11 protein-coding genes are annotated in these 12645 nt (G+C 58.8%); 6 read left to right on the plus strand and 5 right to left on the minus strand.

The genetic code is table 11. From position 1 onward, the window contains the following. Positions 1–578 precede the first annotated feature (578 nt). The 4 genes from OU997_RS20060 to OU997_RS20075 form a co-directional block, all read right to left on the minus strand. Positions 579–1919, minus strand: coding sequence for an HlyD family type I secretion periplasmic adaptor subunit (locus OU997_RS20060; protein ID WP_267808297.1), 1341 nt, complete (start codon positions 1917–1919; stop codon positions 579–581). Positions 1920–1924: 5 nt separating this feature from the next. Further along, on the minus strand, positions 1925–4105 hold the full coding sequence (locus OU997_RS20065; protein WP_267808299.1) for a peptidase domain-containing ABC transporter: 2181 nt from the start codon (positions 4103–4105) through the stop codon (positions 1925–1927). Beyond that, positions 4102–5712 (minus strand): ABC transporter transmembrane domain-containing protein, encoded by a 1611-nt coding sequence (locus tag OU997_RS20070; RefSeq protein WP_267808301.1) that lies wholly within the window; start codon positions 5710–5712, stop codon positions 4102–4104. The genes OU997_RS20065 and OU997_RS20070 overlap by 4 nt, the downstream gene beginning before the upstream one ends. Before the next feature lie 214 nt (positions 5713–5926). Next, a complete protein-coding gene (locus OU997_RS20075; protein WP_267808302.1) occupies positions 5927–6826 on the minus strand; it encodes a LysR family transcriptional regulator in 900 nt (299 codons plus the stop codon). Positions 6827–6923: 97 nt separating this feature from the next. On the opposite strand from OU997_RS20075, the gene OU997_RS20080 reads away from it, so the two are divergent. The 6 genes from OU997_RS20080 (at position 6924) to tal (ending at position 12098) form a co-directional block, all read left to right on the plus strand. After that, a complete protein-coding gene (locus tag OU997_RS20080) occupies positions 6924–7334 on the plus strand; it encodes a hypothetical protein (protein WP_267808303.1) in 411 nt (136 codons plus the stop codon). A 23-nt stretch (positions 7335–7357) separates the two neighbouring features. Beyond that, a complete protein-coding gene (locus tag OU997_RS20085; protein WP_267808305.1) occupies positions 7358–8473 on the plus strand; it encodes an alkene reductase in 1116 nt (371 codons plus the stop codon). Next, complete coding sequence (locus tag OU997_RS20090; RefSeq protein ID WP_267808307.1) at positions 8470–8763, plus strand: putative quinol monooxygenase; 294 nt, start codon at positions 8470–8472, stop codon at positions 8761–8763. Before OU997_RS20085 ends, OU997_RS20090 begins: the two co-directional genes overlap by 4 nt. Before the next feature lie 18 nt (positions 8764–8781). Continuing rightward, positions 8782–9795, plus strand: a complete 1014-nt coding sequence (locus OU997_RS20095; RefSeq protein WP_267808309.1) for a zinc-binding alcohol dehydrogenase family protein — start codon at positions 8782–8784, stop codon at positions 9793–9795. 330 nt (positions 9796–10125) lie between these two features. Then, positions 10126–11130 carry a tRNA dihydrouridine(20/20a) synthase DusA gene (gene dusA, locus OU997_RS20100; RefSeq protein WP_267808311.1) on the plus strand — a complete coding sequence of 335 codons (1005 nt, stop codon included), beginning with the start codon at positions 10126–10128 and terminating at the stop codon, positions 11128–11130. A 41-nt stretch (positions 11131–11171) separates the two neighbouring features. Next, complete coding sequence (tal, locus tag OU997_RS20105) at positions 11172–12098, plus strand: transaldolase (protein ID WP_267808313.1); 927 nt, start codon at positions 11172–11174, stop codon at positions 12096–12098. 57 nt (positions 12099–12155) lie between these two features. Here the strand turns inward: tal and rssC are convergent, their stop codons facing one another. Next, positions 12156–12638 (minus strand): anti-sigma factor antagonist RssC, encoded by a 483-nt coding sequence (rssC, locus tag OU997_RS20110; protein ID WP_108488407.1) that lies wholly within the window; start codon positions 12636–12638, stop codon positions 12156–12158. Positions 12639–12645: the final 7 nt, after the last annotated feature.

The following is a 12645-nucleotide window of genomic DNA, read 5'->3' on the forward strand; positions in this document are numbered from 1 at the left end:
CTGCCGGTCTTGGACTACGGGCTTTTCCGTCTCCCCATGGACGCTAATTGCATGAATGCTGCCAGCGCTGGGCACTTCAGTAAGCACAAAATTGCTTTCAGGCGCATTGAGAGGCACTAAGCGAGTGGCGTCAGCAACATCCGTATCAGCCGCGTTATAGCCAAGCCACGCTGAAGCGCCTGGGGCCGCATTGACTTGCGGAGATGGGGTTGGCGCTTCCGGCCAAGCAACGCCACCAGGCGTATCCACAGAGTCGACAACGCCATCAGGTGCCACCAACGGCGCGTCGGCAAGTAAGACAGGCTCTTCAGCCATGACTGGCATTGGATCTGCGGGCAGAGCCTGCTCAGAGTCATCAGGGATTGCAGAACTGGCAGTATCGTCCACAACCCAGCCAACCTCGGTCACAGGCTGGGCATCCTGAAGCTGACCTAAAGGCGCATCCTTGGCTTTGAGTCGCTCTGCTTGGTCGGCCGCCGAACCTTTACCAGTAGAAACTGCAGAGGGATCGTTACGCTTGACCATGGAAGGCCTCCAAGCACATCAACTGACGGACAAAGACAACCCTAACAAGAACGTCAACGCTCGTGAAATGAAGTGTCTGCAGTCAGAAAAATAGGTTTAAGCAGATACTGAATAACGGACTTACGCCCGGTCACGATATCCGCCTCGCCAGTCATGCCGGCGATGATGCGACGCTCGCTGGAGCCGATATAGGGGTTATCCAGACTGATCTGTACTTTGTAAAAACTGGCACCCGTTTCCTTGACTTTGATCGAGGTCGGTGACACTCGCTTGACCTTCCCTGCAACAGAACCGAAGCGGCTGTAGTCATAGGCATCGACCTTGACCATAGCGTTCTGGCCAACCTGGATAAAACCGATATCACGAGGCGCGACCATAACATCCATAACCACGGCCTGATCCGCCGGGACGATATCCGCCACTACACCACCCGGCGCGATAACTGCGTTTTCCAATGTTTGCGGCAGGTTCATCACCACCCCGGCTACAGGGGCCTTTATCTCGAAGCGTGCGCTGCGCTGTGCCAAGGCTCTCTCTTCGGCCTGCAATTCACGCCAAAGCTCGGTGGTCTTGCCAAGCTCAATGCTGACCCCCTGAGTGAACTCGGCATCCACACTGGCCATCTCGGCCTGCAGAGTGATGATCTGATCTTCAGCAGACGCTATACGTGAAGCGAGCTCAGATTGACGCCCCTCGACCGCTGCAACCTGCTGACGTGCCTCGCTAAGCATCAGTTGACTCACTAGCCCCTTTCGAGCGCCTTCGTCGAGCCGCACTAAGCGGTTACGTGCCTCTCCAAGCTCGCGAGCCAGCAAGGCCTTGTCGCGCTGAAGCTCTGCAATTTGTCGCTGCTGCTGAGTAATGGCACTGCGTTTGGCATTGTTCAGGGACTTGCGCTGAGCATCCTGTATTTCGTAGGACCTTCGCGCCTGCTGCACCATATGGGGATATTTCATATACGCCGTGAAATCAGGCTGACGATTCTCGAGCAGCGCGCCCAGCCGCTCACGGTCAATCAACGCTGAGGTCAGCTTGATTTCATTTTGCTCCCGTTCCTTATTCAGATTGGTCGCTGCGAACTCGACCAAGGGCTGCCCCTGAGTAACGGTTTCTCCCTCACGTACCAGTAGCTTGACGATACTTCCGCCCTCTTCGACCTGCAGGCTTTGTACCCCCTCACTAGGCTGAACGTCGCCGTGCGCACGGGCCAACTCATCAACCTGGGCAAATGCGGCCCAAACGATGAACACTATGACCAGCACCACAATCGACAGTAGCGTGCGACGCAACAAGCGTGTCTGGCGCGAGTCATCCAGCAGGTTATCGATACGTGCGCTGAAGTTTTGCTCAGCCGCAACAACCGCAATGATTTCTGGTGCTTCTTTTTTAGTCATGGGGGTCATTCGCTGGTCAATGTGGCAGGGGCGGCTTGTTCACTCTGCTCGACAGGAGCAACCGGGCCGAAGTGCAGCAAAGCACCTTCATTCAAGATGGCGACCTGATCTGCCAGTTGAATGAGATCTGGGCGATGCGTCGTCATAACGATGGTGCTATGCCCACGGATCGATTTGAGCAATTCCTGAAAATACCGATCCAGCAGCGGATCCTGATCACCGATAGGGTCATCCAAAAGAATGATGGCGGGGGCCTCAAGAAAAGCCGAGGCTAAACGCACAATCATTCGTTTACGTACATCCGCGGGGTTTTCACTCCAGGGATCGATGACCAAATCCAACGCCTGCTCAGCTGAATCGGCGCCCAAAACATTCCACCATGAGCGCCCGGCGATTGAGCTCAGTGCCGAGAACAGACTGGCATCCATCGCCACAGGCAGGCGCAAAGTCAAGGCCTCGCGAACCGTAACTGGCAGACCACGCACCTGCTGCGGGACGTAACCTGTCCAGGCCCGATAGTCACCTACATCAAACTGGCGGATGTCTTTGCCACCCACCAGCACGCGCCCACTCTGTGGCTGGCGAATACCCGCGAGTATTTCCAGTAATGTGGTTTTTCCGGAACCATTCGGGCCTACAACGGCGACTATCTGCCCTGCCGGTATGGCAAAGCTGACACCATTGAGTGCCGCTTCGCGCTCGCTGCTGTAGCGGTAATAGAGGCGGTCGATCTGAATGTCATGCTGTAGATCACCGATAGGGGCAACACTCTGCGGGCTGGCCATCTCACCGACACTTTGCAGCAGACGATCTAGCTGACGGGTCGCATCGCCAAGCTGACGGAGGCGTACTTGATTTGAAAACATCTGCTGGGCCGGTGTCGTGATCCGCCAGATCAGCATCATGGTGGCAATCAAACCGCCGGTGCTCATACTTTCCTGCAACACCAATGTGACACCCACACCCATGGTGGCAAGAACAGTTAGCGAAGACAGTGTCTGCGCCATCGTTTGCGCCAGACCGGTAGCCAAGGCGTAGTCCCGATTGGCTTCAGCCCCATCGGCAATCAGCTCGGAAATTCGTCTGTACCAAAGAACAGAGCCCGCTACGCCATTGAGGCTGCGCAGATGCAAGGTGAGCGTCAGGCTGATGTCATTCAACTTGCGGGATACAGCACTGACTTTGTTGGCGCGATTTTCGACGTACAAAGCCATAGGCTTTGCAAAAATCAAGAAGAGCAGAAGGCTGGTCAATGGCACCAGCACAATCCAGCCACCGAGCAGAGCAATCACCAGCAGGAAAATGACAGCAAAGGGATAGTCGGCACTGACCGCGCCACCGCCGCCACCAAACCACTGACGCACACTCTCGATTGAACGCAGGCGGGAAAGGTTACTGTCGACGCCCACTCTCGCAGACACTTCCAGCGGCAAGCCGAGCGCCTTTCGGTAGGCCAGGTTGCCGATTTTCGCGCCAGCCCACGCCGTCATAGTCGCCAGAATCTGCGCACGTGCCATACGCAGCCCCCATCCACCCAGTACCGCAATAACGGCAGCCAGCGTGACTGCCATCAGCGTCAACATGGCACCACTAGGAATGATGGTGTTGTAGACGAACATGGTGAACAGCGAGACAACCAATGTCAGCAGATTGGCAACCAAACTGATCAGCAACACACCGCCAATTTCTTTGCGTGCGGTAAGAACTAACTTGCCCAACCAACCCGGATGAGCGGCGTCTACAGACTTGTGTTCGTTCGCCTTTCGTACGAACAGCAGAGTGTCACCAGCCTGCGGCTGCACGGCGTAAATCAACTGCTCGCCGTCATGCCAACACTCTTTGCCTTCATAGCGACCTAGATAGACGAAGACCTCGCCATGCCGGCACAAGAGACTGGCCTGTGGCAGCGTCCTTCCTTCTCGCCAGGTGCTCAATCGGGTCTGAAAACCGAGGTCGCGCAGTAACTCCTGAAGGTCTGGCAAGCTCAGTGGCTGTTCGGCAGCCGGCAAGCTATCCAAAATGATTTGCGGCGCGCCAAACCAATCCAGGGCGATCAACAGAGGCGGGATACAGCGGGCCAGAGGCTGGGTTAGCCTGCGAACACCGAGCACATGGCGTAAGTCCGCCAGTCGATCAGCCTCGCTCGCGTAATTGAGCGCCTCTGCTACAGGGAATGAAGCACTCATAAACCGCTGCCCCCCGACTCCATGATCAACTGCCGTGTACACGACTCGATCAACTGCTCTTTGTGCGACACCAGCAGCACCGTGGTGCGCCCTTGCAGTGATTTGAGCACCTCAGCCAGGCGCTTGACGCCATCCAGATCCAGCCCGCTTGCTGCATGATCGAGCAGCAATATTCGTGGCTTTTGCAACAGTCCGCGGATGATCGAAATGCGCTGATAAATACCCTCGTCCAAATGCTCCGCAGCACTCCCCCCAACCTCGGTCAGAACGCCATGACGCAACTTGTCCAAATAAGGCTGTAGTCCGAGCAGTTGGCAATAATGCTTCACTTCATCATTGCGGCGCGGATCAAAGAGGGTGAGGTTGTTGAGAATCGTGCCAGGCAATAACGCTGAGTGGCGAGTAACCAGAACGACAGCCTGACCATAATCACTCCGTTTGAATTGGTCGATTGATTGGCCATCGAGCTTGATCTTGATCCGCTCGTCATAAGTATGCCCTGCGATCAGTGACAAAAGCTGTGATGCGTCGGTAGCTTGCTCGGAGTGGATATGCACCACTTCGCCGGCGGCAATGGATACCGGTGCAGAGAACCAGGCCGGCGTGACCAGCCTCAGGTCACCCTGTTTAATCTGCGCGTAGGATGCCTGGCCGGCTTTAGCGAAAGGATCACGGGCTTGCAGATCAAGCAGTTGATCGACCTTGGTCTGGGCGGCACCTGTTCTCGATAGCTGCGCCCAATAACCCAGGCTGGCCATAACCGGACCAATCGATCGCCCGACTAACATGGTGCAGGCCGCCAGTGCCCCAGTCGTCAACTGACCCTGAACCACTGCAACAGCCCCCCAGGCAACCACCAATACGGTAGCCAATTGGCTAATCGCCTGAGCATTCTCGCGCACCCAGCCGAGCAGGGTTTCCAGCTTGGCACTGCGTCGCATGAATTGGGCATTCAGCCGACGGTAAACGGCGGCAATACGCCCCTCGGCACCGGCTGATTTGATATCGGCGAGACCGGCGAAACTGCTCCAGGACAGCGCCCTGCGCTGCCAATCACTTTCTTCAACCTGATCTGCCACATAGGCGATGCTGCGAGTCCAACGCAACACCAGCAGTACGCTGAACAGAAACAGTGCCAGAGGCACCACAACCAGCCAACCACCGATATAGCCTATGAGTGCCAGATAAAGCAGTGCAAAAGGAGTTTCATACAGTGCGACCCCAGCCTGACCTGACCAAAAATCCCGGACCTGACCGATTGAGCGCAAAGCATCAGTTATCGCAGGAGCCCCGCGCTGCTCGACGGCATTGACGTCGGCATGCAACAAACCCTCCAGGGCCCCGAGATAAGCCTGTACTTCGTAGCGAGCAGCGAAACTGGCAAACAGAGCCGTACGCCCATAGCGCAGCAGCGCTTCGAGCATAATCGCAAGACCAACCCCCAATACCAAAACCAGTGCTGTGCCATAGGACTGACTCGGCAGAATGCGGTCATAAATTTGCAAAAGCGCCAGAGGCAAAGCCAGAGCCAAAATATGAATCACTGCAGTAACCAGCAGCAGATCACCACGTAGGGTTGGCTTGTTGAAAAATTTGGTGCTGGGCATATGTCTTTCTCAACACGCGCGTTTAAATCTTCGATCTACAATAGCAAGCTTATTCATAAGCAAACCAGACGGGTCCGAATTACGATTCAACAGCAACTTATCAAGTGCCTGCCCGCCTACTCACATGCTATCCAGCGTCATTAGTAGTGTCTTACCTAAAAGCTCTCAGGGACGTTGACTGAGGGGTATAACGGAAAGCTGACAGTAAGCTCTTTTAAGCCAGCAAGGCTACACAGCGCTGCTGCAGAAACGCCTGCAACAGCTTGACCCGCTCGGACACTTGGGCGCGATGGGGGCACAACAGATTGAACGGCGCGCTCTCGCCTTGCCAGTCCGTTAGCAGCGGTAACAGACGCCCGGCATCGAGGTCGGCCTGCACGTCCAGTTGCGCCTTGTAGACGATGCCGTGCCCGGCCAACGCCCAGCGCCGCGCCACTTCACCGTCGTCACACACATAATCACCGCTGACGCGCACCTCCTGCACCTCGCTGCCACGGCTGAAGCGCCAGAGGTCGTAGGCGCGCTCATTACGCAGATACAACACCGCCCGATGATCGGCCAGCTCGGTCGGGCTCTGCGGCGTGCCGTGCTGCGCCAGATAGGCTGGGCTGGCGCAGACCATGCGCCGGTGCTGCGGCGCAATCGGCAGGGCCACCAGGCTGGAGTCGACCGGTACGCCGTAACGCAGGGCGATATCCACCGGCTCGCGGAACAGGTCGGCATTGCGGTCATTAAGCAGCAGACGCAATTGGATATGCGGGTGCTGCTGCTTGAACTCATCCAACCAGGGCAACAGCACGTTACGGCCGAAATCCGAGGGCGCGGCCAATTGCAGAGTGCCGCTCAGGCCCAGGGTATGGGCCTGCAGCGCCTGCTCGCCTTCGGCCAGGGCGCCCAAGGCCAGGCGCACGCTGTCCAGATAACGGCGGCCTTCATCGGTGAGGCGCAGGCTTCGCGTTGAGCGCACCAGCAGGCGCACACCGAGGCGGGTTTCTAGGCGTTTGATGGCGATACTGGCGGCCGCCGGGGTCAGCTCAAGGGCCCGCGCCGCCGCGGAAAAACTGCCGCTGTCGGCCGTACGCACGAAGATGTCCAGATCAAGAATCGAGCTCATTGATAAAAACTCTTAACAAGTGATTCCTTTTTACCCGGCTTTTTCCGCCACTACCATTGTTTGATCATGCAACCACGCCCACCACGGAGCAGTGACCATGACCTGGCACTTCGATCACCTGGCATTCAACACCCACGACGGCGCGCCGTTGCAGCGCCTGTTTGGCGACCTGCTCGGCCTGCAGGCGGGCCCACGGCCGCCCTTCCCGTTCCCTGGCCGCTGGCTGTATCAGGGCGACCAGGCGCTGGTGCATGTCATTGAGCGCGGCGATGTGAGCGAACCTATCCTCAGCCATATTGCCTTGTACACCGACAGCGATGCTGCGGTGGTATTGCAGCGAGTACAAGCCAGTGGCCTGCCCCATCAGATCGCTCAGGTGCCGGAAGACGGTCTCTGGCAAATCTTCGTACAGCTCCCCGGCGGCCTGCTGCTGGAACTGGATGCACCAGCCGCGCAACCCCTGCCCAGCACTTATCACTATCAGAACAACGCCGGCGCACCGGCCTGAACCTGCCAACAAGGAACCTGCACATGACCACTAACACGCTGTTTCACCCCCTGACCCTGGCTGGCCGTGAACTGCCCAACCGCATTGTGATGGCCCCCATGACCCGCGCCCGCAGCAGCCAGCCCGGCGACAGTGCCAACGCGCTGATGGCCGAGTATTACGCCCAGCGTGCCAGCGCCGGCCTGATCATCACGGAAGCCACGCAGATCAGCCCTCAGGGCAAGGGCTACAGCTTTACTCCAGGCATTTACAGCGCCGAGCAAGTCAGTGGTTGGCGGCAAGTGACCGATGCCGTGCATGCCGCCGGTGGGCGCATCTACCTGCAGCTCTGGCACGTGGGGCGCATGTCCCATTCCAGCTTTCATGCCGATGGCTTGCCGGTGGCGCCGTCCGCGCTGGCACCGGATGCGCAGGTGTGGGTGGTGGGTGACGATGGCGTCGGCCGTATGCTCGACTGCCCGACACCACGTGAACTGAGCAGCACCGACATCGCCGCCATCATCGAGGACTACCGCCGCGCCGCGCGCAATGCCGACCTCGCGGGTTTTGACGGGGTGGAGATCCATGGCGCCAATGGCTATCTGATCGACCAGTTTCTGCGCAGCACCTCTAATCAGCGCAGCGATGCTTATGGTGGCAGCCGAGAGCGGCGCCTGCGTTTTCTTCAGGAGGTGGTCAGCGCCGTGGCCGAAGAGATCGGCGCGGCGCGGGTGGGTGTGCGCCTGGCACCGTTTATCACTGCACGCAACATGGCCTGCCCGGACATTATCCCGACCATCCTTGAGGCTGCCGCGTACCTTGACCGCGTAGGTATCGGTTACCTGCACCTGTCGGAAGCCGACTGGGATGACGCCCCGCAGATCCCCCAGGAGTTTCGCCTGTTGCTGCGCGCGGCCTATCGCGGCGTCATCATCGTGGCTGGGCGCTATACCCGTGAGCGCGGCGAGGATTTGCTGCAACAAGGGCTGGTGGACATGATCGCCTTTGGCCGTCCGTTTATTGCCAACCCCGACCTGCCAGCGCGCCTGGCCCAACAGTTGCCGTTGGCCGACTTTGACGGCGCACGCCTGTTTGGTGGCGATGCCCAAGGTTATAGCGATTACCCGGCATACCCGCGTGACCGCGAGGCGCGCCCATGAGCAACGCCGTACATTTACTCGCCACCCTGCACGCCCATCCAGGCCATGGCCCGACACTTGAAGCCGCCTTGCGCCAATTGGTGCCGGCCAGCCGGGCCGAAGCTGGCTGCCTGCAGTATGAGTTGCACCAGGACCGCGACACGCCTGAGCGTTTCTACATGCTGGAAATCTGGCGCAGTGCCGCCGCCCTGGAGCACCATCGGCAGACTGAACACTTTCTGCGCTTTGGTCGCGAACACGGCCACCTGCTGGCCAATTTCAAACTCACCTACCACACCCCACTTGCCTGACTATCACGGAGTTTTTGCATGAAAGCCGTCGCCTATTACCAGTCTCTGCCCAGCAGCGACGCAGAGTCGTTACTGGACATCGAACTGCCCGCGCCCACACCCGGCCCAAGGGACCTGCTGGTGCAAGTACGGGCCATCTCAGTCAACCCGGTGGACACAAAAATTCGCAGCAATGTCGCCCCCACCGACAGCCAGGCCAAGGTGCTGGGCTGGGACGTGGCCGGCGTGGTACAGGCGGTGGGCAGCGACGTCAGCCTGTTTCAGGTCGGTGACGAGGTGTATTACGCCGGCGCCCTGCAACGTGCCGGCGGCAACAGCGAACTGCATGTGGTGGACGAGCGCATCGTCGGCCACAAGCCAACGCGCCTGGGTTTTGCCGAAGCCGCCGCCCTGCCCCTGACCGCCATCACCGCCTGGGAGCTGCTGTTCGAACGCCTGAAGATCGCCCAAGGCAGCGCCAGCAACGGGCAAAGCCTGCTGATCATCGGCGCCGCCGGTGGCGTTGGCTCGATCCTCACCCAACTGGCGCGCCAGCTCACCGGCCTGACGGTGATCGGCACCGCCTCGCGCCCGGAAACCGCCGCCTGGGTTAAGCAATTGGGCGCCCACCATGTGATCGACCACAGCCAGCCCTTGCTGCCACAGCTTCAGCAATTGGGTATCCAGCAGGTCGACCATGTGGCCAGTCTGACCCACACCGACCAGCACTACGACCAGCTGATCGAAGCCCTGGCACCCCAGGGGCAACTGGCGCTGATCGACGACCCGGCCCAGCTTGATGTGGTCAAACTCAAGCGCAAGAGCCTGTCGCTGCACTGGGAGTTCATGTACACCCGCTCGCTGTTCGAAACCCCGGACATGCAAGCCCAACACGCATTGCTTGAGCAGGTCGCCCAACTGGTCGACGGCGGCATTTTGCGCACCACCCTGGGCGAGCACTTCGGCCGCATCAACGCCAATAACCTGCGGCGAGCCCACGCTCAACTGGAAAGTGGCACTTCACGCGGCAAGATTGTTCTGGAAGGCTTTTAGGCTTAGCAATAACAGGAACACTGCCATCTTGCTCGACGGTGCTCCAAGATCACGGACGCCGTCGACAAGAAGTGACTCGCCTCAGCCGCCTTCTTGCGCGCGAAGGTCTAACTCTCTGTGTAAACTTACACCCCCATTTTTAAAATCAAACTTGTACGGTGTAACTGACCGTGCCATCAGCCCTCTTTCGCGGTCTGATCGTTGCCATGGTGGTACATCCTATTGGCCGTCGGTACACGCAAGCACTGGGGCGGTACAGCCCACCACCCAGCTTTAAAAATGCCCGCCACCCCTGGAAACACGCCTGAAACACGCACACCGGAGACACCCATGCTACAAGGCTTAACCCCAGCAACCTCGCCGCCTACGGTGTCCCGTCGCTTCTCCGTTGCGCCGATGATGGATTGGACAGATCGTCATTGCCGTTTTTTCCTGCGTCAGCTTTCACGGCACGCGCTGCTTTACACCGAAATGGTCACCACGGGGGCCATTTTGCACGGTGATGCAGAACGCTTTTTGCGACACAACGTGGCGGAATACCCGCTGGCCCTGCAGCTCGGCGGCAGCGTGCCGGCGGATCTGGCGGCATGCGCCAAGCTGGCACAAGCCGCAGGCTACAACGAGGTGAACCTCAACGTCGGCTGCCCGAGTGATCGGGTGCAGAACAACATGATCGGCGCCTGTTTGATGGGCCACCCACAACTTGTAGCTGACTGCGTGAAAGCCATGCAAGATGCGGTGGCTATCCCGGTTACGGTGAAGCACCGAATTGGTATCAACGGCCGCGACAGCTATGCCGAGCTGTGCGACTTCGTCGGCACCGTGCGCGATGCCGGCTGCCGCAGCTTTACCGTGCATGCGCGCATCGCCATTCTCGAAGGGCTCTCACCCAAGGAGAACCGTGAAATACCGCCATTGCGTTATGAGGTCGCGGCGCAACTCAAACAGGACTTCCCCGAGCTGGAAATTATCCTCAATGGCGGCATCAAGACCCTGGAAGACTGCCAACAGCACCTGCAGACCTTCGATGGCGTGATGCTGGGCCGCGAGGCTTATCACAACCCTTACCTGCTGGCGCAGGTGGACCAACTGCTGTTCGGCTCAACGCGCGCCGTAATGAGCCGCTTCGAGGCGATGCAGAGCATGCACAGCTATATCGCCGCGCACCTCGCAGAAGGCGGCAGCATGCACCACATCACCCGCCATATGCTCGGCCTGGGCCAGGGTTTCAACGGCGCGCGGCGCTTTCGCCAACTGCTCTCGGTGGACATTCACAAGACCAGCGAGCCCTTGGCGCTGTTCGATCAAGCGGCGCAATTGCTGCAAGGCCGCTGACTCGGGTAAGGTCGGTGCATCTGCAACGACAAGGCTGTGTCATGACCTCAAAGCTGGATCAACTCAAGCAGTTCACCACGGTGGTCGCCGATACCGGCGACCTCAACGCCATCGCCCGCCTGAAGCCGGTTGATGCCACCACCAATCCTTCCCTGCTGCTCAAAGCCGCTGCCATGCCTGGCTATAGCGAACAGCTGAAACGTGCCGTCGACACCAGCCAGGGCGACCTCGGCCTGGCCTGCGATCACTTCGGCGTCGCAGTAGGCGGAGAGATCCTCAAGATCATTCCGGGGCGTATTTCCACCGAGGTGGACGCGCGCCTGTCCTTCGACACCCAGGCCACCCTGCACCGCGCTGAACGCCTGATTGGCTTGTATGAAGAGGCCGGCATTGGTCGCGAGCGTGTACTGATCAAGATCGCCTCGACCTGGGAAGGCATTCGCGCCGCCGAGCAACTGGAAAAAGCCGGCATTCAGTGCAACCTGACGCTGCTGTTCTCTTTCGCCCAAGCCCAGGCCTGCGCCGATGCCGGCGTATTTTTGATTTCGCCCTTCGTCGGGCGCATCTACGACTGGTACAAGAAGGCTGAAGGCCGTGATTTTGTCGGCGCAGAAGACCCCGGCGTGCAGTCGGTTACGCGCATCTACAACTACTACAAGGCCAACGCCTACCAGACCGTGGTGATGGGCGCGAGCTTCCGCAATATCGGCCAAATCGAACAACTGGCCGGCTGTGATCGCCTGACCATCAACCCAGAGTTGCTGCAGCAACTGGCCGATGACCAGCAGCCACTGGCGCGTCTACTCAGCCCTGGAAAAGCTGCCGAAGCCAAGCAGAGCCTGAGCGAAAGCCAATTCCGCTGGGCCATGAATGAAGACGCCATGGCCACGGAAAAACTCGCTGAAGGCATTCGTCTGTTTGCCCGCGATCAGGAAAAGCTGGAAAAACTGCTGACTGCTCAAGCCTGAATAACCTGAATGCAAACGGGGCGCTCATTGAGCGCCCCGTTTGTTGAATGCCCCGAGTCAGTGGTGTTCGAGGGCATTGACCAGATCGTGGAAAGCTTCGCGATTGGAGTCGTTCAGCCCCATCAGAATGCGGTGCGCTTCCAGCACCTTGGCGCGCACCAGCTCTTCCGACTGATCCTGCGACGGCAGGTCGTCCAGACAATCCGGACACGGTACAGGTGTGTCGACGATATTGAAGACCTGATCGAACCCCATCGACTGCAACAGTCGAGTGATATCGGCGTGGGTGGTCACCACTGTCGGCAACAGACCGATCTTCTGCCGCGAGAGAATCGACAGCTTGGCCAAAAGCCCAAGGGTCGTGCTGTCGATACTGCGGGTCTCGGTCAGATCAATCACGATGGCTGAGAAATTCAGCGCAGTGAAGATTTTCTCAATGGTCGCATCCAGAGCCGAACAAAGTGTCAGGCGTACCTCACCCACAAACTTCAGGATGAAGGTACCATCTTGTTCGGCAAACTGAATTCTACCGGGGCTTATCCCAGGG

It is taken from the genome of Pseudomonas sp. SL4(2022) (assembly GCF_026625725.1).
Lineage (GTDB): Bacteria > Pseudomonadota > Gammaproteobacteria > Pseudomonadales > Pseudomonadaceae > Aquipseudomonas.

Excerpts from the sequence above, each read along its gene's own strand:
- OU997_RS20075 (WP_267808302.1), bottom strand. The coding sequence starts at position 6,826 with ATGAGCTCGATTCTTGATCTGGACATCTTCGTGCGTACGGCCGACAGC.
- OU997_RS20080 (WP_267808303.1), top strand. The coding sequence starts at position 6,924 with ATGACCTGGCACTTCGATCACCTGGCATTCAACACCCACGACGGCGCG.
- OU997_RS20070 (WP_267808301.1), bottom strand. The coding sequence starts at position 5,712 with ATGCCCAGCACCAAATTTTTCAACAAGCCAACCCTACGTGGTGATCTG.
- OU997_RS20085 (WP_267808305.1), top strand. The coding sequence starts at position 7,358 with ATGACCACTAACACGCTGTTTCACCCCCTGACCCTGGCTGGCCGTGAA.
- OU997_RS20090 (WP_267808307.1), top strand. The coding sequence starts at position 8,470 with ATGAGCAACGCCGTACATTTACTCGCCACCCTGCACGCCCATCCAGGC.
- OU997_RS20095 (WP_267808309.1), top strand. The coding sequence starts at position 8,782 with ATGAAAGCCGTCGCCTATTACCAGTCTCTGCCCAGCAGCGACGCAGAG.
- OU997_RS20065 (WP_267808299.1), bottom strand. The coding sequence starts at position 4,105 with ATGAGTGCTTCATTCCCTGTAGCAGAGGCGCTCAATTACGCGAGCGAG.
- OU997_RS20060 (WP_267808297.1), bottom strand. The coding sequence starts at position 1,919 with ATGACTAAAAAAGAAGCACCAGAAATCATTGCGGTTGTTGCGGCTGAG.
- dusA (WP_267808311.1), top strand. The coding sequence starts at position 10,126 with ATGCTACAAGGCTTAACCCCAGCAACCTCGCCGCCTACGGTGTCCCGT.
- tal (WP_267808313.1), top strand. The coding sequence starts at position 11,172 with ATGACCTCAAAGCTGGATCAACTCAAGCAGTTCACCACGGTGGTCGCC.